Here is a 20781-nt window from a genome sequence, read left to right as displayed (position 1 = left end):
GCCCCTCTCCCGCTGGGCGGGAGAGGGGCGAAAGGCGCTCGCGCGTGCAGTAGCTATCGCCGGAACCCGCCATGGAAGCGGCCGCCGCCGCCGCCGAATCTTCCGCCGCCGCCGGCAAAACGTCCCTGCCACTGCTGGGCCGCCGCGGTGTTGAAGCGTTGCTGCCCGGCCTGCCGCGCCTGGCGCTGCTGATCGAGCCGGCCCTGCATTTCGCTGTTCTGCTGCATCGGTTCCCAGCCATTGGTGGTGTGCTTCTGCCAGCCGTCGTCGGTGTGCTGGTAGACGTTGCCGTCATGGCCTGCGTAGACGTTGCCGTTGTTCCAGACCACGGCGTTGTCCTTGCCCGGATTGGCGACAAAGCCACGGCTGCCCGCTGTGTACTGGCCGGTCTGCGTGTTGCCGGCGATGCCGGCTTCGCCGGCGCCGATGCGGCCGGTCTGGGCGTTGTATCCGGCCGCCTGCCGGCCCGCCGCATAGTTGCCCGTGTATTCGTTGCCGGCCACGCCGCCGCGCCCGGCACCCTCGCGTCCCGTTGACGGGTTGGCGAACGATCCCTGCCGCCCCGCCGCGTAGTTGCCCGAGTATGGATTGAACGCGGCGCCCTGACTGCCCTGGAAGCGCGCGCCCGTGGCCGGGTTGTAACCGGCGCCGGCCGTGCCGCGCCACTGCGTGCCCGTCCAGGCGTTCCAGCCTTCGGCATGGGTCACGGTGCCCTGCCCCCAGCGGCCGTAGAAGTTCGCCTGGTTGATATTGACGAAGCTGCCGCCCCCATACCAGTACGGGCCCCAGTACGGCGCCGCCGCGCCCCAGATCGCGCCGGCCGCGAAGCCGAAGGCGAATCCTTCGGCCACGCCGATGCCGAATCCCGCGCCATAGCCGTAGGTCACCGGGTAGCCGTAGTAGTACGCGCCGACATACGGCGGATAGACATAGCCGGTGCCGTAGACCACCGTGCCGTCCGGGTTCACCACCACGCCCAGGTAGCCCGGCGTGTAGCCGACCACCACCGTGGTCGGCGTGACCGAGTAGATGCGGACGTAGGTCACGTAGTACAGCGGTGAGCTGGGCGGGATCGTGTAGATGGCCGATGGCACCTCGGTGGCCACCTGCCAGGGGCCGCCCGGCGTGCCGGCCGTGAACCAGACGCCGTTGACCACCGCGAAGTAGTGCGACGAATCGACCTCGATCACGGGCGTGGCCGTGTTGACGGCATAGCGCAGCGACGTGCCGGTGATCGACTCGAACTTCGGCGTGCCGTCGTAGACCACGGCCGTTGCGGCCTTGGTGCGCGATACCGACGCCGTCTGCGGAATCGTCGCCGCGATCTCGGCCTCGCGGGCCTGCGGCGTGCCAGGCACCGACACCAGCACATTGGCCTTCGGGTCCTGGGGCGAGATCTTCGCGAACTCGGCCGGCAATTGGGCGCCCGGCACGTATTGCCACGGGCCATTGAGCATCGCCGCGCGGAACCAGCGGCCCGAGATCAGCACGTAGGTCTGGTTGCTCGACGGATCGATAAGCACCGCATGGTCGGCGTTCGACATCGTCAGCAGGCTGGTGCCGCCCACGGGCGTCATCTGCGGTTCGCCCGACGTCTGGATCAGTTCGGCCGGCCGCGTGGCCATCAGCACCACCGGGGCACGCGGCGGTTTCTTGCCGTCGGCGGGCATCATCGGGTCGGGCTTCGGCTCGTCCTTCGATGCGCCGATCTTGCTGGCTGCCCCCAGCAGCGCGGCAGGCGGGCTGGGCACGGGCTCCCAGGTGCCGCCGGCCGAGTCCGACCGATACCAGTAGCCGGCCGCCTGCAGCCAGAGTTCGCCGCCGGTATCGCGCAGCAGCAGCGCGCGGCTGTTGATGGCCCGCTCGTACGATGTGCCGGCCACCTGGCGCCAGGCCGGGTCGCCATCGACATGGACCATCAGCGTGGGCGTGGTGGCAAACAGGATCTCCGGCGCGTCGTTCCTTACCGGCACGCGCTGCGCCTTTGCCAGCTGCTGCGACACCGCGTAGCTGGCCTGCAGCTCTTCGAGCGGCACGGTCAGCCCCTGGGGCGACAGCCGGCCGATCAGCGCCTGCCGCACCTTGTCGGCGGCGTCGGGGCGGGTGGGCACGTCAACGCTGTCGATCTGGATATTCGTCAGTTGCACCAGCGATGACGGCTTGTCGATATCGGCCTGCGCCGAGAAGCGCGCCACGCCATAGACCGGCGTGCCCTCCCTGGCGCCGATGGCCACGGCGGCCCGGCCCGACAGCCGGTTGCCGTCCCATTTCTCGAGGTCGGGCTGGTAGAGCTCCACGTGGTCGCCAGCCACCTCGAAATTGCGCGGCCAGGTCAGCGGCGCCAGCTTTTGCGCGGCACTGGCTGCGGACGCGGACTTGGCGGACACCCCCGCCGGCGGCAGGGCGGCCAACAGCGCCACGGCAAGCAAGGTCAGGCCCAGACGGGCGGGCTTCGCACAGGACATGGAATCTCCAACATTCGGCGTCAGATGAATCTAAATTAGTGCGGTGGCCGGAACAATGTGCGGCAAAAACATTCATCGGCCCTGCGCAAACCGGACAGATCACATGGGCGCCTCAAAGTGGTGCACGGGGCATTTTTCATTGGAAGCCCGCCCTTGAAGCAGAGCCTGCACAGCCTCACCTACACTCGAATCCGACTCTGACGCCCCTGCCATGAGTACCAGGCGCTCCCGCCGTTCCCTGCTGGTTCCCACTGCGATCGTTGCCGCGCTGCACGCCTATATCGGCGCGCGGCTGCTGCCCGCCCTGCCGCTGCCGGCCGTTGTCCATATGCTGGCCGTGCTGTGGCTGATCGCTTCGACATTGCTGATTCCGGCCGCGCTGATGGCGCGGCGCCTGGCCGGCGACTGGGCCGATCGGCTGAGTTGGTTCGGCATGCTCGCGATGGGATTCTTCTCATCGCTGCTGGTGCTGACCTTTGCGCGCGACATCTTCCTGCTGGTGGCGATGCTGGCCCGCTGGCAGCCGGCCGGGCTGGCGTTTTACAGCGCGTCGACGGTGGTGGGGCTGGCGGTGGCGGTGTCGGTAATCGGCTACTTCAATGCGCGCGGCCTGGCGCGGGTGAAGCGGGTCGATGTGCCGATCGCCAACCTGCCGCAGGAATTTGAAGGTTTTACGATCGCGCAGATCAGCGATATTCACGTGGGGCCGACCATCAAGGCGCCCTACCTGAACCGCATCGTCGACAGCGTGAACGCGCTGAAGCCCGACGCCATCGCCGTTACCGGCGACCTCGTGGATGGTTCGGTGCGGGAGCTGTCGGCCCACACGGCACCGTTTGCGCGGCTGTCGGCGCCGCATGGCGCCTACGTGGTGACGGGCAACCACGAGTATTACTCGGGCGCGGAGCCGTGGATCGAGGAACTGACCCGGCTGGGCCTGCGCGTGCTGATGAACGAGCACGTGGTGGTGGCGCGCGGTGGGGCATCGCTGGTGCTGGGCGGCGTGACCGATTTCACGGCCGGCGGCTTTATCGAGAGCCATCGCAGCGACCCCGCACGCGCGCTGCACGGGGCACCGGCCAACGCCGCGGCACGCGTGCTGCTGGCCCACCAACCCCGCTCGGCCCCAGCGGCCGCCGCGGCCGGATTCGACCTGCAACTGTCCGGACACACCCATGGCGGCCAGTTCTGGCCGTGGAACCTGTTCGTGCCGATGCAGCAGCCCTATGTGCATGGGCTGAACCGGCATGAAAACATGTGGATCTACGTGAGCCGCGGAACGGGCTACTGGGGACCGCCAAAGCGGTTTGGCGCGCCGTCGGAGATCACGCTGGTGAGACTCGTTCGGGCTTGAGGCTTGGGGGGTCTCCCCTCTCCCGCGTGCGGGAGAGGGGAGAAAACCGAACCTGTCGCCGATCAGCGCGTAATCGGCTTGTAGCGGATGCGCTTCGGCTTGGCGGCTTCTTCGCCCAGGCGCTTCTTCTTGTCGGCTTCGTATTCCTGGTAGTTGCCCGGGAAGAATTCCACATGCGAATCGCCTTCGAAGGCGAGGATGTGGGTGGCGATGCGGTCCAGGAACCAGCGGTCGTGGGAGATCACCATGACGCAGCCGGCGAATTCCAGCAGCGCGTCTTCCAGCGCACGCAGCGTTTCCACATCGAGGTCGTTCGACGGTTCATCGAGCAGCAGCACGTTGCCGCCCGCGATCAGCGTCTTGGCCATGTGCAGCCTGCCGCGTTCACCACCCGACAGCGTGCCGACGGTCTTCTGCTGGTCGCCGCCCTTGAAGTTGAAGCGGCCGATGTACGCGCGCGACGGCGTTTCGTAGCGGCCCACGGTCAGGATGTCCGACCCGCCCGAGATTTCCTCGAACACGGTCTTGCTGCCATCCAGCGCGTCGCGGCTCTGGTCGACGAATGCCATCTTCACGGTCGGCCCGATCTTGATCTCGCCGCTGTCGGGCTGTTCCTTGCCGGTCAGCATCTTGAAGAACGTCGACTTGCCGGCGCCGTTCGGGCCGATGATGCCGACGATGGCGCCCGGCGGCACCTTGAAGCTCAGGTTCTCGATCAGCATGCGGTCGCCAAAGCCCTTGCTGACGTTGTCGAACTCGATGACCTCGTTACCCAGGCGCTCGCCCACGGGGATGAAGATTTCCTGGGTTTCGTTGCGCTTCTGGTATTCCTGGCTGTTCAGTTCGTCGAAACGGGCCAGACGCGCCTTGGACTTGGCCTGGCGGCCCTTCGGGTTCTGGCGCACCCACTCCAGTTCCTTGTTCAGCGCCTTCTGGCGGGCCGACTCGGTGGCCTCTTCCTGCTTCAGGCGGTCTTCCTTCTGCTCCAGCCACGAGCTGTAATTGCCCTTCCAGGGGATGCCGTGGCCGCGGTCCAGTTCCAGAATCCACTCGGCGGCGTTGTCCAGGAAGTAGCGATCGTGGGTGACGGCCACCACGGTGCCCGGGAAGCGCGTCAGGAACTGTTCGAGCCAGTCCACCGATTCGGCGTCCAGGTGGTTGGTCGGTTCGTCGAGCAGCAGCATGTCGGGGCGCGACAGCAGCAGGCGGCACAGCGCCACGCGGCGCTTCTCGCCACCGGACAGATGGCCGATCCTGGCGTCCCACGGCGGCAGGCGCAGCGCGTCGGCGGCAATTTCGAGCTGAAGTTCGACGTTGTTGCCGTCGCTGGCGGCCAGGATCGCCTCGTACTTGGCCTGGTCGGCGGCCAGCGCGTCGAAGTCTGCGTCCGGCTCGGCGTACGCGGCGTAGATCTCGTCAAGCTTCTTGCGGGCCTCGAACACGCCGCCCAGGGCTTCTTCCACCGATTCGCGGACGGTCTGCTCGGGGTCGAGCTGCGGTTCCTGCGGCAGGTAGCCGATGTTCAGGTTCGGCATCGGCGTGGCCTCGCCTTCGATCTCCTTGTCGAGACCGGCCATGATCTTCAGCAGCGTGGACTTGCCCGAGCCGTTCAGGCCCAGCACGCCGATCTTGGCACCGGGGAAGAAGGACAGCGAGATGTCCTTGAGAATGTGACGCTTGGGCGGAACGATCTTGCCCACGCGGTTCATGGTGAAAACGTACTGTGCCATGGAGCGTGTTCGGTTGGATTCGGTTGGAATGCGGGGAATGGCGGGAGTGTAGCAAACGGACCGGCCCCCATCGGCCCCCCATCGGCCGCTACTCGCCCGGCCCGGCGGCCGATGGCCGCGGCCGGTACAATGGCGGGTTTCGCATCGACGCAGTTTTTACCCCGATTCCCATGAGCAAACCCGCCCTGACCCTCAAGTTCAAGTGCAAGAAGTGCGCAAAACCCGTCACGCTGTATCTGCAGAAGACGTCGGCGTGCTCGCACATCACCCCGTACCAGGGCTTCTGCAAGTGCGGCGAGATGATGCGCCACGCCCTGGGCGACAAGGATGCCGTGGAGTCGTTCGTGCATTCGATGGATAACAGCTGGATGCATCACCACCATCACCACCACTGACATGACCGAAGGCTGGCGGCCGGGCGTGAAAGACCCGATGCGATTCCTGGGCGGCTATCCGCCCAACGTGCTCGACCAAGTGCGCGCCGCGATGGCGGCCGGCACGCTGGGCGACCACATCGCGCGCCGCTACCCCGGGCGTCACACGATCCAGACCGACCGCGCGCTCTACGAATACACGGCCGAGATCAAGCAGGAATACCTGCGCAGCGCCCCGCCGCTGCACAAGGTGGGCTACGACGCGCGGCTCGACACCGCGCAGCACGCGCTGGGCCTGCACACGGCCATCTCGCGCGTGCAGGGCGGCAAGCTGAAGGCGAAGAAGGAAATCCGCGTGGCGTCGCTATTCAAGGAGGCGCCGCCCGAATTTCTACGGATGATCGTGGTGCACGAACTGGCGCACCTGAAGGAATCGGACCACAACAAGGCGTTCTATCGGCTCTGCGAGCATATGGAACCGCAGTATCACCAGCTGGAATTCGATACGCGCCTGTTCCTGGCGTGGCGGGAAACGGACAAGGCGGACAGCCGCGAAGCTGCCCGCCCGTGAGTCCGCCGACTACTGCTCGCAGTCGATTCTTCAAATTTCAGATCCTCAGTCGCAGCTGTAGCGGAACCTGTCGTTCAGCGCGAGCGGCAGCACCAGCGTGTGCAGGTTCAGCGCCTGGGCCTTGGCACAGAGCTTCTGCCGCGTGGCGGCATCTTTCCACTTCGACTGGTATTCGACGTTGAACACGGGCTTGCCCTGCACGGTGAAGGCCGAATAGCCGCTGCACTCGTTGTACTGGAAGCACTGCTCGTTGACCGCGAAATCGAACGACGGCGCCAGGTCGCTCAACTGCGCGACGGCGTTCTTCAGGCCAATGGCCAGGCCCCGGGCATGCGCCTGATCGGCCAGGAAGCGGTTGTAGTCGAGCTGCGTGGCGGCGGTGAGCGGCAGGCCCGGGTTGTTGGTATAGCCATCGACGTTGTCGGCGTCGATACCATCGCAGCCCTTCGATATCGCCAGGTCCATGCGCGCCTGCATGATGGCGCGTACGTTGGCCGAGCGCGTATCGAGCCAGCGTTCGCCCGCCCAGCCATCGAGCGCGTTGCCCATGTCCGCGGGCTTGAACTTCGCGTAGTCGGGGCGCCAGTCCTCGCTGCTGCCCGCAGAGAAATAGCACACCACCCGCTTGCCCTGCGCCTTCAGCGCATCGACAGTGGCTTGCGGTGTATCGAACAGGTCGATGTCGTACACCGCGACGTTGTAGCTGGTGTTGATCGCGCCTTGCAGCTGAAGCTGCCACGTGTCGGTGAGCGAGGGCATCCACCGCGTGGGACTGGCCGTGACATTGGCGGTGACATTGCTGCTGACGGCCTGCCTGGAAAGCGTGGACGCCTCGGACACGCGCACCACCGATCCGCCACTATCGTCCCCACCCCCGCCGCAAGCGGCCAGCGTGGCGACGAGACTTGCCAGGGCCAGACGCACCGGGCGACGGCCTGCCAGTTTGCTATGCATGTTTGACCTCTCCTGTTGTACCCAACAAAGCACTACCACTGATGTCTTGCCCTTTTTGGAAAGGGTCAATCTGGCGTGACGCCGATTATGCGCGAGACAAGCGCCGATGCCATCGCCTTGAGGTTGACCGCCTCAGCGATGGCACCGGACTCCGCAATCCCCGTTGGGGCTTGCCTGCTTTAGCGATATCGGATGCGCGCATGGAAACTGGAGCATTCTTCGAAGGGGGGCGCGTAACGGCTGTCAGGGGCTGAATGAGCAGTCGTTCAGTAGCTAAACGGACACATTCTGGAAATCGAGCAGCAGGCCGAGGGCAATGACGAGGCGCCGGACGCGGCTATCCTGATGGCTGGCTCTTACAATCCCGCCACGGCTACCGCCAAGCAGAAGCATCGCACTGTCATCGGTGGGCGTATCGGTCATCGAATCGACTGGTTGCCGACAGTGGCAGGTCAAGCGCAACTCGCGGCGAATCGTCAGAGCACCATAGGATCTCAACCAACAAGAACGGCCCCAGCCATGTTCCATCTTCACTGCACACGCAAGCTACTGAACCGGTTGAACCAGAAGCCTGTCGATACAACCGGCGATGCGGCAGCGTCAACACTGGGAAACTGGTATGCAACGGCATTGTTTTGGCGGCCACAGGCAGCGCTATTTGTTAACGAGCACACCCTCCTGCCGGTGCTGATGCCCCTGGCACCCGCCGCAACACTGACGACACGCTTTCCGGCCTCACTGGCGGCCGCATTCCGATCGCACGGTTGGGGCGACATGCAGATTGAACCGGAAATATGGCACATGCGGGAATGCGAAATCGCTAAGACCACCAACCGAAGCGTAGTGGGCATGCTCAATGAGTTCACGTTCCTGGCACAGGTATGGCGTGATCAGCACGGTGCGCTTGATCTTCACGATCTTTCAATGCGGCTGGCGGACGTTCCCTGCGGGCCGCTACGCTATGACAGCCCAGCACAACGCGTGCGTGCCCTTGCACTTATGGGATAACACCCTATGCCGCCGCTGGAAACAGCTTCGTCATGAACAAGGAATCGCCACTGCCCGTCACCACCAATTGATGCGTAGCCCGTGTGGCGGCGATATAGAACAATCGTGCCTCCTGTTCGAGGTCTGCTTCCTCAGCAGACAGCAACCCCGCCCCAGGAATCGCGACAAAGGGGTACTCCAGCCCCTTGCTGGCATGCATCGTCAGCACTGTCACAGCGTCAGCAGTCGGTGAATAGGACTTCTTGTCACGCTGCTGCCATTGGTGAGGGATCTTGGCTCGAGCCAATGCATCAACGCAGGTTTGCCCCACCGACCAGGTGCGATAAACGATCGCCATGTCCTGCCACGCAACCCCTTGTTGATGGGCCTGCGCCATACGGCGAGCGATCTCAGCCGCCTCGTCTTTGATGGACGGCAGCTTGATCAGCTGCGGAGGTGGTCCGTCACGGCCGCAGCTGACCGGTCGGATCAGCGGCACGCCGTCGTCATCGGTGGCCTTCGGGTCAAGGATGTCCTTGGCGATCAGCGCTGCCAATTCGAGGATCTGCCGGGTGTTGCGGTAGTTGATCTTGAGAATCGTCGTGCGACCTTGCGCCTGCACGCCGACACTCTTGAAGCTGAAGCCGCGATGGCTTGACCGCTTGAAGATCGATTGCGCATCGTCATACAGGACCAGCAGGTGATTGCTCTCGGGCGATACCATCTGCACCACGAGCTTGAACCAGCCCGGCTCAAAATCGTGCCCCTCATCAATCAGCACCGCTCCGTACTGATTTTTCGGGATATGGCCACGATCAACACTGTCGATCACACGCTGGACCAACGCCGGAAAGAAGGCCTCGCCCTCCGCATTGGGACGAGGTTGGTTGTAGGTCTTCAGCTGATCGAAGCACCATCCGTGGAAGTGGCGGACGGAGACTTTCTCCGACAGGCCCTTGGCCTCCATCCAGCTTTTCAGCCGCTTCGACAGCGGTTCGCTGAAGCACAAAATCAAGACTGGCTTCTCCGACGTGCCGGCAAGGTACTCGGCACGGTAGCCCAGGATCATCGTCTTGCCCGAGCCGGCGACGCCATGGATGACGCGATGGCCATCACCCAAGCTTCGTGCAAGCTGCTCCTGCTGAATATCCATCACCGCCATGATGTCCGGCAACTCGGGCTCATTGCCAAACAGTTCTTGCTGCTTGGCTGATATGCGGACCTCCGGAAAAAGAATCCAGCGAATCCGGTCAATTTGCGGCACGGTCAGCTTATCTCGAAACCGGTACGGGAACATGTTCCACAGGCGCTCCTGGAAACGCTCCGCATCCACCGATTCGGTCATCTCATCGGAGCAGATCACGCGAGCAGGCGGAATTGCATTATCCAAATGCCCATCCGTGAACTGCTTGCGCGTCATGAACGGAAACACTACACCGTACGTCCAGGGAAACCGCAACTTTCCTTGATACGGGTGTCCTGGCGGATTCACAAGCTGCGGATCACGTTCGAGGGCGTGAATGATATCCGTGGTGTAACGTCTGGCCTGCTCAAGCGGATTAGTGACATCCTTGAGGCCATAATCACCTTGGATAGTCCAATCTCCGAGCGTCGCCCGAGCAATGGTGCTCGGCTTCCAGTCCTTCACTTCGAGCACAAGCAGACCATGTAATGGGTGCAGGATTACAAAATCCGGATATTTCTCGAGCGAGGCGATCCGTACGTCGTACCAGATCTTGTAATCGTCATCGAGCTTCTGCTCGAGTCGCTCCGCAAGACGCCTCTCACCCGGCCACATTTTGCCAACACAAGAGGAGAGTGAGGGAACGATGGTTGCCGTTGCCATAAATCAGGACCTTGGAATTTCAGTCCTCTAATCTATCATGCGCCCGCAGTCCTACTGGGGTCTTCCCGCCGGTTAGCAGCATTGGCTGTGCTGCCAGGATCATGGCGATTGCCTCTACAGGTATTTTTAAATCTCCCCCGATATGTTGTGGGTGGGAGCCATTCAGGGTAATAGCGGAGATCAACAGCCCAAAATAACAAGTGGGCAGATATAAGAGGACGCGACTTGCAAAACGCGGCGCCGCAGAAATATGGTCATGGAGCCCCGGTCGATTTTCCGCGTATTTTGTGGCCTAGACCATGGCAAAGGCATGCGAAGTCGGCAACATTGGCGTCTGGCGCAGCGCTTCTGCGCTGCGGATGCTGTGGGCTTCTCAGACGAAGCGCGTGACAGATGAGCACCGCTGCAAACGTGGCAAACCAATGCCCCCGACTTTATCAGATGGTCGCCAATGTAAGCAGTGATTCCCCGAGTAGTGGAGGCTTTGGAGGATATAGCTACAGGAGCAGGACTTGTGGTCACGGACCGGCCTCGGTTCCAACGGCGCACGCGTCGCAGTCGTCAAACAGCATCAAGAACCTCAACACTGTACTGACCCTTTTACTTCCGGTCACTCCAAAAACAAAGGGGTTACGCAAAACTTGCGTAACCCCTTGAATTCTTTGGTGCCGGCTGCAGGACTCGAACCCGCCACCTGATGATTACAAATCAACTGCTCTACCTGATGAGCTAAGCCGGCATGTTTGGTGCAGACCGCGATTCTACTGCATGCGGTGTGTCTTGGCGATGGCTTATTTGACCACCTTCAGGGACGGCTTCTTGCCGCCGATGCGGGGTACGGGCGGCGGGTTCGGGTCGTCGTCCGAGCCCTCTGCGCCCTCTTCCGCCGTGACCGGTGCTGGCGTGTCGGCGTCTACCGGGGCCAGTTTCGGGGGCGGGTTGTTTTCGCGTTCCGTGGCGGCCTGGGTTTCGGGGACGCTGCGTTCCACCGGGAATGCCATGCCCTGGCCGTTTTCGCGCGCATAGATCGCCAGCACGTTTTCCACGGGCACGTCGATCTTGCGCGAAACGCCACCGAAGCGTGCGCTGAAGGTAATCCACTCGTTGCCCATGTCCAGGCCGCTGGTCGCGTCGAAGCTCACGTTCAGCACGATTTCGTTGTTCTTTACGAACTCGCGCGGCACGTTGGTGTTGCCGTCGACAAAGACTGCGATATACGGCGTGAAGCCGTTATCGGTACACCATTCGTAAATGGCGCGGATCAGGTAGGGCTTGGTGGAAGTTTCTGGCATTACGCTTGTGCGGTGGCGTCGGGTCCGTCTTAGCGACGCATGACCTTTTCAGACGGGGTCAGTGCTTCGATGTAGGCCGGGCGGCTGAAGATGCGTTCCGCGTACTTCAGCAGCGGCGCGGCGTTCTTCGACAGTTCGATGCCGTAATGGTCGAGGCGCCACAGCAGCGGGGCGATGGCCACGTCGAGCATCGAGAACTCTTCGCCCAGCATGTACTTGTTCTTGACGAAGATTGGTGCAAGCTGCGTCAGGCGGTCGCGGATGGCGGCGCGGGCACGCTCGTGGTTCTTCTCGGCGGCCTTGCCCTTTTCGTTCTCCAGCACGTAGACGTGGGTGAACAGTTCCTTTTCGAAGTTGAACAGGAACAGGCGAGCGCGCGCACGCTGCACCGGGTCGGCCGGCATCAGCTGCGGGTGCGGGAATCGCTCGTCGATGTACTCGTTGATGATGTTCGATTCGTACAGGATCAGGTCGCGCTCGACGAGGATCGGCACCTGGCCGTACGGGTTCATCACCGAAATGTCTTCCGGCTTGTTGAACAGGTCAACGTCGCGAATCTCGAAATCCATGCCCTTTTCGAACAGGACAAGGCGGCAACGTTGGGAAAACGGGCAAGTGGTACCCGAATACAACACCATCATGGTTGAATTCCTTGGGTGTGAAGTGCGCCAAATCTATTGAAATTTGACGAACTTGGCGGTGCTAACTCTGGACAGGGCAAACATTCTGTCAGAACGGCCCATTGAAAAGCAAATTAGTTACAAATAGCCGATCGGGCTTGCAGGTGTCTTCTGCGACGCTTTCGACCCGGATAGCGCAAAACGAAAGGGCCGGCGCGGTGCTGCACTGCTGCAACTTCCGCGCCGGCCCTTTGGGTGGCGAGTCCTGCGTTGTTACATATTGCGTTACAACTGCCGGCCCTCGCGCGCGCGGGCTTACTTCACATCTTTCCAGTACGCGGCGTTCAGGCGCCAAGCGAACACGGTGAGCACGCCCAGGAACAGCAGTACCCAGACGCCCAGGCGCTTGCGGTGGCTCTGGGCCGGCTCGGCCATCCAGTTCAGGTAGTTCACCAGATCGGCCACGGCCTGGTCGTATTCCTGCGTGCTCATCTTGCCCGGCGTGATCTGCTCCCATCCGGCCAGTTTGTGCACCTTTTCGCCGTGTTCTTCCACCTCGGTGTACTTGGGCGCGCGCTGACCCTGCAGTTCCCACAGCACATGCGGCATGCCCACGCTCGGGAAGACCAGGTTGTTCCAGCCCGTGGCGCGCGCGTCGTCTCGGTAGAAGGTGCGCAGGTACGTGTAGAGCCAGTCGTTGCCGCGGGCACGCGCGATAACCGACAGGTCCGGCGGAATGGCGCCGAAGAAGGCCTTGGCATCCTTCGGCGGCATGGCGATCGTCATCGTTTCGCCAACCTTGTCGGCCGAGAACAGCAGGTTCTGGCGGATCTGATCGTCCGTCAGGTCCAAGTCCTTGAGCCGGTTGTAGCGCATCATCGACGCGCCGTGGCAGTTCAGGCAGTAGTTGACGAACAGCTTGGCGCCACGCTGCAGCGACGATACGTCGCTCGTGTCCAGCGGGGCCGGTTCCAGCGGATAACCGCCTTCTGAGGCCATCGCGGGCAGCGCGGCAAGGCATGCGCCGACCAGTGCGAAGATCGAAAGCAACTTTTTCATCTTGTGTCCTTGTCCTCTTGTAGGGTCGCAGCGTCTTAGTGCGGATGGAACGTGACGCGCTCCGGCACCGGCTTGAACGTGCCGGCACGGCTCCACAGCGGCATGGTCAGGAAGAAGGCGAAGTACAGCAGCGTACCGAGTTGCGACACCTTCTCGCCCACCGGCGACGGCGGTTGGACGCCGAGGTAGCCGAGGACCAGGAACACCACCACGAAGACGATCAGGATCGACTTGTGGAAAGCGGGACGATAGCGGATGGACTTGACCGGCGAGCAGTCGAGCCACGGCATGAAGAACAGCACGATGACCGAGCCGCCCATCACCAGCACGCCCCAGAACTTGGCGTCGATGAAATAGAAGCCGACGGCCAGCACCACCAGCACGGCGATCGAGCCGATGCGGATGCGTGCGTCCTTCGTGCGCAGGAACACCATGCCCAGCACGACCGCGAAGAACAGCCACAGGATCGGCAGGAAGTTCGACGTCGTGGCGCGCAGCATCGAGTAGAACGGCGTGAAGTACCACACCGGCGCAATGTGCGGCGGCGTCTTCAGCGGATCGGCCGGGAAGAAGTTGTTGGCTTCCAGGAAGTAGCCGCCAACTTCCGGGAAGAAGAAGATCACGGCCGAGAAGATGATCAGGAAGCCGGTCACGCCCAGCAGGTCATGCACCGAGTAGTACGGGTGGAACGGGATACCGTCCAGCGGGATGCCGTTCTCGTCTTTCTTCGCCTTGATCTCCACGCCGTCCGGGTTGTTCGAACCCACTTCATGCAGCGCGATGATGTGCGCCACTACCAGGCCCAGCAGCACCAGCGGCACGGCAATGACGTGGAACGAGAAGAAGCGGTTCAGCGTGGCATCGCTCACCACGTAGTCGCCGCGGATGAACAGCGACAGGTCCTGGCCGATCACCGGGATCGCCGAGAACAGGTTCACGATCACCTGCGCGCCCCAGTACGACATCTGGCCCCACGGCAGCAGGTAGCCCATGAACGCTTCGGCCATCAGGCACAGGAAGATCAGGCAGCCGAAGATCCAGACCAGCTCGCGCGGCTTGCGGTACGAGCCGTACAGCAGCCCGCGGAACATGTGCAGGTACACCACGACGAAGAACGCCGAGGCGCCGGTGGAATGCATGTAGCGCACCAGCCAGCCCCACGGGACCTCGCGCATGATGAACTCCACGCTGGCGAACGCCACGGGAATGCCGGCCGCGTTGAGCGTGCCGTCTGGCTTGTAGTTCATCACCAGGAAGATGCCGGTGACGATCTGGATGACCAGCACCAGCAGCGCCAGCGATCCGAAGAAGTACCAGAAGTTGAAGTTCTTCGGTGCGTAATACTTGGAGAGGTGGTCTTCCCAAAGCTGCGTCGCGGGGAAACGGGCGTCGATCCAGCCCAGCAGCCCGGTAGTCTTGACTTCTTTTTCGGCCGCCATGATCACGCTTCTCCTTTCTCGTCCTTGCCGATCACGATCTTGGTGTCGGACAGGAACTGGTACGGGGGTACGTCAAGATTCTGCGGGGCAGGCTTGTTCTTGAACACGCGGCCTGCCAGATCGAAGGTGGAACCGTGGCAGGGGCACAGGAAGCCGGGGTCCGCGCCAAGCTGCGGGTTGGCGCCCGAGGCAAACGGGCCCGAGGGCGAACAGCCAAGATGGGAGCAGATGCCGACCACGACCAGCAGGTCCTTGTGTTCGGCGCGCGAACGGGTCTCGTTCTTGCAATAGTCCGGCGTCTTCATGGTGAAGGGAACGTCCGAACCGGGGTCCGCTACCTCTGCGTCGGTCTTCTTGAGCGAGGCAAGCATTTCGGGGGTACGGCGCAGGATCCAGACCGGTTTGCCGCGCCATTCAACCGTCATCATTTCGCCGGGTTTCAGGCCGCCCACGTCGGCTTCGACGGGCGCCCCGGCGGCCTTGGCCTTTTCCGACGGTGCAAAGGTGCTGACGAACGGTACTGCTACTGCAACGCCTCCTACGCCGCCCGCGACTGAGGTCGCGATCAACCAATTGCGGCGACCTTTGTCTACGTTCTTCACGTCTTGCTGGTCACTCATTCCAAACCCCAGGGGATGTCATCAATTGAATCCTGCGTCAACAAAAAATTATACCTGAGGCACATCTGGCGACGATAGGCGAACTACTGATAGCCGTGGCGCCGATAATCGTTCATGGGATCGGATGGGGAATCGCAGCGGAAAGCGTTCTAATGCGGCATCCAGACTTGCACTCGAGGTTGCGATGATGCAGGCTTTGTCAAATACAAACGTTAATCTGGAACAACAAATTGGAGAAAAACCGATGGGAATGATGAGCGAGTTCCGAACTTTCGCGATGCGCGGCAACGTGATCGACCTGGCTGTGGGTGTGATCATCGGCGCTGCGTTCGGGAAGATCGTCGATTCTGTCGTCAACGACCTGATCATGCCGCTGGTGGGCCGCGTCGTGGGCAAGCTCGATTTTTCGAACATGTTCGTCATGCTGGCCGAGCCGCCGCCGGGTGTGCCGCACACCCTCGATGCCTTGAAGAAGGCAGGCGTGCCGGTGTTCGCCTACGGCAATTTCCTGACCATTGTGGTCAACTTTGTCATCCTCGCGTTCATCATCTTCCTGATGGTCCGGGCGTTCAACAAGATGCGCGAGAAGGAGCAGGAAGCGCCGAAGCCGGCCGAAACGCCCGAGGACATCAAGCTGCTGCGTGAAATTCGCGACAGCCTGAAGGCCCCGCGCGCCTGATTGCGCCCGAGCGGGTCCGATCTGGCCGAAAATTCCGGGGCCCGGCTGCTCAGACCGGGTTCGGAATATCGATAAAGGTGTGGCGCAGGTCGAAACGTTGCACCAGATGTTCGCCCACGGCCCGGATGCCATACCGTTCCGTGGCGTGGTGGCCGGCTGCGATATAGGCTACCCCGCTCTCTCGCGCCAGATGCGTGGTGGGCTCCGACACTTCCCCGCTCAGGTAAACATCCACGCCCGCCGCGACGGCTGCCGCGAAATACCCCTGCGCGCCGCCGGTGCACCAACCCACGCTGCGAACCATCTGATCCGGATCGCCAAGGGTGAGCGGTTCGCGGTCGAGCACGCCGCCCACGTGGGCGGCGAAGGCGTGCAGCGGCATCGGCTGCGGCAACGTGCCCGTCCAGCCCAGTTGGTCGTCGCTGAAACGACCGTTCGGTGCGATGCCCAGTTGCAGGCCCAGTTGCGCGTTGTTGCCCAGTTCCGCGTGATTATCCAGCGGCAGGTGGAAGGCCATCAGGTTGATGTCGGCCGCTAGGAGTTTCTTCAATCTCGCGTGTTTTTGACCGATGACACGTGCATCTTCGTTCTTCCAGAAGTAACCGTGATGCACCAGGATGGCGTCGGCGCCGGCCTCGATGGCAGCGTCGATCAGCGCCAGGCTGGCGGTGACGCCCGTCACGATGTGGGTGACTTCGGGGCGACCTTGCACTTGGAGCCCATTCGGGCAATAGTCCTTGAAGCGGGAAACTTCCAGCAGGTCGTTCAAGTACAATTCCAGCTCTTTGGTTTTCATTTTCTGGTCAAAACTCCGATATGTTGCGCCGATTCTGGCTGTTCTTTGCTCAGGCCGTCACGGTCGTGCTGGCCGTGTGGTTTGTGATAGCCACGCTCAAACCCGAATGGCTGCAACGCGGGCGGGTGGCCGTGCAGTCGGGGTCGCCTATCGTGGCACTGAAGGAAGTCGTGCCCAGCGTGGCCGGCTCTGCAGCGCAGGGTTCCTATAGCGATGCCGCCAAGGAAGCGATGCCTGCGGTGGTCAACATCTTCACCAGCAAGAACGGCACGAAACGGTCGCCCAACCCCCAGGCGGAGGATCCGTGGTTCCGGTTCTTCTTTGGCGATCGGCTGCCGGAACGCCAGGAGCCGGTGTCCAGCCTGGGTTCAGGCGTGATCGTCAGCGCCGAGGGTTACATTCTAACCAACCACCATGTGGTGGATGGCGCCGATGAAATCGAGGTGGCGCTGACCGACGGTCGCAAGGCCAACGCGAAGGTCGTGGGTTCCGATCCCGAGACCGATCTGGCCGTCCTGAAGATCACGCTCAAGGATCTGCCCGCGATCACGCTGGGCCGCATCGAGAACGTGAAGGTGGGCGATGTGGTGCTGGCCATCGGCAATCCGTTCGGCGTCGGCCAGACCGTGACGATGGGTATCGTCTCGGCGCTGGGACGCAGCCACCTTGGCATCAATACCTTCGAAAACTTCATCCAGACCGACGCAGCCATCAACCCGGGCAACTCGGGCGGCGCGCTGGTGGATGCGCAGGGCAACCTGCTGGGTATCAACACCGCGATCTATTCACGCTCCGGCGGCTCGCTGGGTATCGGTTTCGCTATTCCCGTATCGACGGCCAAGCAGGTGATGGAATCGATCATCTCGACCGGCAGCGTGACGCGCGGCTGGATCGGCGTGGAGCCCCAGGACCTGACGCCGGAGATCGCCGAATCGTTTGGCCTGGATGCGAAGGAAGGTGCGCTGATCGCCGCAGTAGTCCAGGGCGGGCCAGCCGACAAGGCCGGCGTGAAGCCTGGCGACGTACTGGTATCGGTCGACAACCAGGTGATTTCGGATACGACTGCGCTGCTCAATGCCATCGCGCAGCTCAAGCCGGGTGCCGAAGTCAAGATGAAGGTGATTCGCCGTGGCAAGCCGGCCGACATCGCGGTGATGATCGGCAAGCGCCCGCCGCCGCCGCGCCGCGCCATGCCGCTGGACGAGGAAGAGTGATGGGTAGCAGGCGGTTTCGCTGCCGCCCTACGGCTAGCTCTAGCTGACGCTCAGCCGAACCCTTAGCGTTACGGCTTCAAAGCGAAAGCCCCTGCCAGTGATGGCCGGGGCTTTTTGTATTCTGGCAGGTGTCCAGCGGCAGTCGATATGACATGCGATGTGGGCTGCGAGCCGATGAAGCGCGCCGGAAACAGTTGCGGCGATCGCTCTCCCCTCGTGCCAGGTGTGCATCTTGTAGCGTGAGACCTGCGGCAAGGGCGCAGGACAGGAACGCTACACGAGATCGAATTACGCGCGCACCATTCCTACCGCCTTGATGCTGTACAGATGCCCTCGGGAATGATCAGCTGGGGCAACCGCGCGCGCGGGGTGTCGATGGGGGCCGCCCCGGCGTCACGATACGGGCCCACGCCGCATTTCGCCTCGCCAGCCACCGCACCCATACGTGAGCCGTGAACCGTGACGCGCAGAGCTATTCGCCGCGCCAAAAACAAAACGCCGGCATCCTTTCGGATACCGGCGTTTTGATCAAGCCGAATCTGAAGCGGGCTTACACCCGCATCAAATTAGAACTTGTGGCGAACACCAACCACAGCGCCGAACTGGTTGTACGAACCTTGCGTCGTACCGAAGCCCGAACCACCTTGGTTGCCGGTTTGACCCGACGACACGCCCAGGGTCGAACCGTCCTTGTTCTTGGCGTACGACAGGTTCAGGTACGCGTCGGTGCGCTTCGAGAAGGCGTAGTCCGTCGACACCACGAACGACCACGGATCAGCCTTGGTGTTGCGGAAGTCTTGGTAGTAAGCGGCGCCCGTCAGCGACAGAGCCGGGGTCAGCTGGTAGCCAGCACCCAGCCAGTACAGGTTCGACACCGTAGCGTTCGACAGCGTACCGTTGTTGGTGGTCACGCCACCCGGCAGGATCGCGCCCGACAGAGCGTGGGCGTAACGATAACCAGCGAACACCTTGGCCGGGCCGAAGGCATACGTACCAGCCACCGAAGCGCGCTGGATCTTGGCGTTCGGGTTCGTACCCGCACCGGCCACCGGAGCGCCCAGGTTGGTTTCGTCGAAGATCGCGCCGATCGAGAACGGGCCGCCGTTGTAAATCAGGCTGGCGCTGTACTCACGACCGGTGTGGTAGTTACCCGGGATTTCTCCCGAAACGCCTTGGAAGGCGTTGGCCGTACCAACGGTGTTGGCGCCGGTGCTGTACAGCAGCGAGCCGGTCAGGCCACCGAACGTGCCGGTGTACTTGATCGAGTTGTCAGCGCGGCTCGAGAAGCCAGCGTCTTGAGCGGTGATCGAGTAGTTCGTCGAGATGGCCATCGGATCGAAGGCCAGACCGAAGTCATAGAACGGCGTCTGATGACGGCCCAGGCTCAGCGTACCGTACTGGCTTTGCAGACCCACGAAAGCTTGACGACCGAACAGACGGCCACCTTGACCCGACGTGCCGGTGTCCAGGTTGAAACCGCTTTCCAGCACGAAGACGCCCTTCAGGCCACCGCCCAGGTCTTCCACGCCGCGCAGGCCCCAACGGCTGCCGGACATGTTGCCCGAGGTCAGGCGAACTACGTCGTGGCTACCGGTCACGCCCGGCTGGTGGTTAGCGTACTCAACGCCAGCGTCAACCACACCGTACAGGGTCACGCTCGACTGGGCATAGGCACCGCCGGCGGCCAGAGCGGCAACGGCAGCTGCAAACAGTTTCATCTTCATATCGACACTTTCCTTGTCAACTGATTGGGAAATCTTGGTTGCCCAAGTGCTTGGGCGACGCATTAACCTTCACGTCTGCGTCGTATTATGTGTCACCCCCCCAGCGCGTCAGAAGTCTTTTTCGCCGTAAACACGGTTTACCGACGCTTCTTGTTGTGACGAAGCAACAGCAAACACGGGGGATTTCACCAATTTGGTGCAAAACACAGCATTCAGACTATCCGGATACAGCCCGTTAACAACTGTCCCGGAACTCAGTCTGCCTGCGTTTCACCTTCGGCAGGGGCGCCAAGCGGCTGCCTTGTCACAAAACGGGCCATCAACAGGCCCAGCTCGTACAGTGCCACTAGCGGAACGGCGAGCAACAGTTGTGACATCACATCAGGCGGCGTGACCACGGCGGCGATGATGAATGCGCCAACAATCACGTACGGACGGATCTGCTTGAGTTTTTCCAGTTCCACCACGCCGAACTTCACCAGCACGATCACCACCACCGGCACCTCGAAGGTGATGCCGAATGCCAGGAAGGTCGTCATGGCAAAGCTCAGGTACTTGTCGATGTCGGTCGACATCTCGGCCCCGAGCGGCGCGTTGTAGTGCGCCATGAAGTGGAACACCGTCGGGAACACCAGAAAGTATGCGAAGGCCACGCCGCACAGGAACAGCACGTAGCTGCTGCTCACCAGCGGCAGGATCAGCTTCTTCTCATGCTGGTACAGCCCCGGCGCGACAAAGCGCCAGATCTGGTAGAGCACCCATGGCAGCGCGATCAGGAACGACACCAGCATCGTGACCTTCATCGGCACGAAAAACGAACCGGTGACATCGGTCACGATCATGCGGCCGTTCTTGGGCAGCGACTGCGTCAGCGGCGCCGAGAACAGGTTGAAGATTTCCGCCGCCCAGTAGACCAGGCCAAGAAAGACGATGATGACCCCCGCCACCGCCTTCACCAGCCGCTCGCGCAGCTCGATCAGGTGGGAAATGAAGGTCTCTTGCTGGGACTCGTCGTTGGGATCGTGGGAGTCGTTGGGGTCTTGGGTGCCCGCCATGC

General features: G+C 62.3%; 19 protein-coding genes and 1 tRNA gene. 6 read left to right on the top strand and 14 right to left on the bottom strand.

The window, feature by feature from the left end; translation table 11 throughout:
* Positions 1–53: 53 nt before the first annotated feature.
* Positions 54–2465, bottom strand: a complete 2412-nt coding sequence (locus AC3FJ6_RS24135) for a carbohydrate-binding family V/XII (protein WP_488774032.1) — start codon at positions 2463–2465, stop codon at positions 54–56.
* A 211-nt stretch (positions 2466–2676) separates the two neighbouring features.
* On the opposite strand from AC3FJ6_RS24135, the gene AC3FJ6_RS24130 reads away from it, so the two are divergent.
* A complete protein-coding gene (locus AC3FJ6_RS24130) occupies positions 2677–3819 on the top strand; it encodes a metallophosphoesterase (protein WP_488774031.1) in 1143 nt (380 codons plus the stop codon).
* A gap of 62 nt (positions 3820–3881) precedes the next feature.
* Here the strand turns inward: AC3FJ6_RS24130 and ettA are convergent, their stop codons facing one another.
* On the bottom strand, positions 3882–5549 hold the full coding sequence (ettA, locus tag AC3FJ6_RS24125; protein ID WP_092602075.1) for an energy-dependent translational throttle protein EttA: 1668 nt from the start codon (positions 5547–5549) through the stop codon (positions 3882–3884).
* A gap of 170 nt (positions 5550–5719) precedes the next feature.
* On the opposite strand from ettA, the gene AC3FJ6_RS24120 reads away from it, so the two are divergent.
* The gene (locus tag AC3FJ6_RS24120) at positions 5720–5944 is read left to right on the top strand and encodes a hypothetical protein (RefSeq protein WP_092602214.1); all 225 of its coding nucleotides are present in this window, start codon (positions 5720–5722) and stop codon (positions 5942–5944) included.
* Positions 5945–5981: 37 nt separating this feature from the next.
* On the top strand, positions 5982–6494 hold the full coding sequence (locus AC3FJ6_RS24115; protein WP_400396287.1) for a M48 family metallopeptidase: 513 nt from the start codon (positions 5982–5984) through the stop codon (positions 6492–6494).
* A gap of 45 nt (positions 6495–6539) precedes the next feature.
* Here AC3FJ6_RS24115 and AC3FJ6_RS24110 read toward each other — a convergent pair whose 3' ends face one another.
* Positions 6540–7448 (bottom strand): endo alpha-1,4 polygalactosaminidase, encoded by a 909-nt coding sequence (locus AC3FJ6_RS24110; RefSeq protein WP_488774029.1) that lies wholly within the window; start codon positions 7446–7448, stop codon positions 6540–6542.
* 273 nt (positions 7449–7721) lie between these two features.
* Positions 7722–7871: a hypothetical protein gene (locus AC3FJ6_RS24105; protein WP_488774028.1), complete on the bottom strand. Its 150-nt coding sequence runs from the start codon at positions 7869–7871 to the stop codon at positions 7722–7724.
* 96 nt (positions 7872–7967) lie between these two features.
* Here AC3FJ6_RS24105 and AC3FJ6_RS24100 point away from each other — a divergent pair, with 96 nt between their 5' ends.
* Positions 7968–8456: a DUF6933 domain-containing protein gene (locus tag AC3FJ6_RS24100; protein WP_488774027.1), complete on the top strand. Its 489-nt coding sequence runs from the start codon at positions 7968–7970 to the stop codon at positions 8454–8456.
* 4 nt (positions 8457–8460) lie between these two features.
* Here AC3FJ6_RS24100 and AC3FJ6_RS24095 read toward each other — a convergent pair whose 3' ends face one another.
* The 7 genes from AC3FJ6_RS24095 to petA form a co-directional block, all read right to left on the bottom strand.
* Positions 8461–10281, bottom strand: coding sequence for a 3'-5' exonuclease (locus tag AC3FJ6_RS24095; protein WP_488774026.1), 1821 nt, complete (start codon positions 10279–10281; stop codon positions 8461–8463).
* 663 nt (positions 10282–10944) lie between these two features.
* Positions 10945–11020, bottom strand: a tRNA-Thr gene (locus AC3FJ6_RS24090).
* Positions 11021–11072: 52 nt separating this feature from the next.
* Positions 11073–11573, bottom strand: coding sequence for a ClpXP protease specificity-enhancing factor (locus AC3FJ6_RS24085; RefSeq protein ID WP_066731122.1), 501 nt, complete (start codon positions 11571–11573; stop codon positions 11073–11075).
* 29 nt (positions 11574–11602) lie between these two features.
* Positions 11603–12214 carry a glutathione S-transferase N-terminal domain-containing protein gene (locus AC3FJ6_RS24080; RefSeq protein WP_008643086.1) on the bottom strand — a complete coding sequence of 204 codons (612 nt, stop codon included), beginning with the start codon at positions 12212–12214 and terminating at the stop codon, positions 11603–11605.
* Between the two features lie 294 nt (positions 12215–12508).
* Positions 12509–13252, bottom strand: coding sequence for a cytochrome c1 (locus AC3FJ6_RS24075; RefSeq protein WP_400394392.1), 744 nt, complete (start codon positions 13250–13252; stop codon positions 12509–12511).
* 35 nt (positions 13253–13287) lie between these two features.
* Positions 13288–14691: a cytochrome b gene (locus AC3FJ6_RS24070; RefSeq protein ID WP_092602083.1), complete on the bottom strand. Its 1404-nt coding sequence runs from the start codon at positions 14689–14691 to the stop codon at positions 13288–13290.
* Between the two features lie 2 nt (positions 14692–14693).
* A complete protein-coding gene (gene petA, locus AC3FJ6_RS24065; RefSeq protein ID WP_092602085.1) occupies positions 14694–15311 on the bottom strand; it encodes a ubiquinol-cytochrome c reductase iron-sulfur subunit in 618 nt (205 codons plus the stop codon).
* Between the two features lie 244 nt (positions 15312–15555).
* Between petA and mscL the strand changes: the two genes are divergently transcribed.
* On the top strand, positions 15556–15990 hold the full coding sequence (mscL, locus tag AC3FJ6_RS24060; RefSeq protein ID WP_488774062.1) for a large conductance mechanosensitive channel protein MscL: 435 nt from the start codon (positions 15556–15558) through the stop codon (positions 15988–15990).
* Between the two features lie 49 nt (positions 15991–16039).
* Here mscL and AC3FJ6_RS24055 read toward each other — a convergent pair whose 3' ends face one another.
* The gene (locus tag AC3FJ6_RS24055) at positions 16040–16786 is read right to left on the bottom strand and encodes a Nif3-like dinuclear metal center hexameric protein (RefSeq protein WP_488774024.1); all 747 of its coding nucleotides are present in this window, start codon (positions 16784–16786) and stop codon (positions 16040–16042) included.
* Positions 16787–16806: 20 nt separating this feature from the next.
* On the opposite strand from AC3FJ6_RS24055, the gene AC3FJ6_RS24050 reads away from it, so the two are divergent.
* Positions 16807–18000, top strand: a complete 1194-nt coding sequence (locus AC3FJ6_RS24050; protein WP_153949130.1) for a Do family serine endopeptidase — start codon at positions 16807–16809, stop codon at positions 17998–18000.
* Positions 18001–18566: 566 nt separating this feature from the next.
* Here the strand turns inward: AC3FJ6_RS24050 and AC3FJ6_RS24045 are convergent.
* Both AC3FJ6_RS24045 and tatC read right to left on the bottom strand, forming a co-directional pair.
* Complete coding sequence (locus tag AC3FJ6_RS24045; protein ID WP_488774023.1) at positions 18567–19724, bottom strand: porin; 1158 nt, start codon at positions 19722–19724, stop codon at positions 18567–18569.
* Positions 19725–19978: 254 nt separating this feature from the next.
* Positions 19979–20779 carry a twin-arginine translocase subunit TatC gene (gene tatC, locus AC3FJ6_RS24040; protein ID WP_488774022.1) on the bottom strand — a complete coding sequence of 267 codons (801 nt, stop codon included), beginning with the start codon at positions 20777–20779 and terminating at the stop codon, positions 19979–19981.
* Positions 20780–20781 lie beyond the last annotated feature (2 nt).

Source organism: Cupriavidus sp. 94F1 (genome assembly GCF_057798875.1).
This window is presented reverse-complemented; position numbering and strand designations above follow the sequence as displayed.

Bases quoted from the DNA above. Each gene is read 5' to 3' on its own strand.
- AC3FJ6_RS24095 (WP_488774026.1), bottom strand. From the start codon at position 10,281: ATGGCAACGGCAACCATCGTTCCCTCACTCTCCTCTTGTGTTGGCAAA.
- AC3FJ6_RS24045 (WP_488774023.1), bottom strand. From the start codon at position 19,724: ATGAAGATGAAACTGTTTGCAGCTGCCGTTGCCGCTCTGGCCGCCGGC.
- AC3FJ6_RS24110 (WP_488774029.1), bottom strand. From the start codon at position 7,448: ATGCATAGCAAACTGGCAGGCCGTCGCCCGGTGCGTCTGGCCCTGGCA.
- AC3FJ6_RS24105 (WP_488774028.1), bottom strand. From the start codon at position 7,871: ATGACCGATACGCCCACCGATGACAGTGCGATGCTTCTGCTTGGCGGT.
- AC3FJ6_RS24135 (WP_488774032.1), bottom strand. From the start codon at position 2,465: ATGTCCTGTGCGAAGCCCGCCCGTCTGGGCCTGACCTTGCTTGCCGTG.
- AC3FJ6_RS24130 (WP_488774031.1), top strand. From the start codon at position 2,677: ATGAGTACCAGGCGCTCCCGCCGTTCCCTGCTGGTTCCCACTGCGATC.
- AC3FJ6_RS24100 (WP_488774027.1), top strand. From the start codon at position 7,968: ATGTTCCATCTTCACTGCACACGCAAGCTACTGAACCGGTTGAACCAG.
- AC3FJ6_RS24115 (WP_400396287.1), top strand. From the start codon at position 5,982: ATGCGATTCCTGGGCGGCTATCCGCCCAACGTGCTCGACCAAGTGCGC.
- AC3FJ6_RS24075 (WP_400394392.1), bottom strand. From the start codon at position 13,252: ATGAAAAAGTTGCTTTCGATCTTCGCACTGGTCGGCGCATGCCTTGCC.
- tatC (WP_488774022.1), bottom strand. From the start codon at position 20,779: ATGGCGGGCACCCAAGACCCCAACGACTCCCACGATCCCAACGACGAG.
- ettA (WP_092602075.1), bottom strand. From the start codon at position 5,549: ATGGCACAGTACGTTTTCACCATGAACCGCGTGGGCAAGATCGTTCCG.
- AC3FJ6_RS24050 (WP_153949130.1), top strand. From the start codon at position 16,807: ATGTTGCGCCGATTCTGGCTGTTCTTTGCTCAGGCCGTCACGGTCGTG.
- petA (WP_092602085.1), bottom strand. From the start codon at position 15,311: ATGAGTGACCAGCAAGACGTGAAGAACGTAGACAAAGGTCGCCGCAAT.
- AC3FJ6_RS24055 (WP_488774024.1), bottom strand. From the start codon at position 16,786: ATGAAAACCAAAGAGCTGGAATTGTACTTGAACGACCTGCTGGAAGTT.
- AC3FJ6_RS24080 (WP_008643086.1), bottom strand. From the start codon at position 12,214: ATGATGGTGTTGTATTCGGGTACCACTTGCCCGTTTTCCCAACGTTGC.
- AC3FJ6_RS24085 (WP_066731122.1), bottom strand. From the start codon at position 11,573: ATGCCAGAAACTTCCACCAAGCCCTACCTGATCCGCGCCATTTACGAA.
- AC3FJ6_RS24070 (WP_092602083.1), bottom strand. From the start codon at position 14,691: ATGGCGGCCGAAAAAGAAGTCAAGACTACCGGGCTGCTGGGCTGGATC.
- mscL (WP_488774062.1), top strand. From the start codon at position 15,556: ATGGGAATGATGAGCGAGTTCCGAACTTTCGCGATGCGCGGCAACGTG.
- AC3FJ6_RS24120 (WP_092602214.1), top strand. From the start codon at position 5,720: ATGAGCAAACCCGCCCTGACCCTCAAGTTCAAGTGCAAGAAGTGCGCA.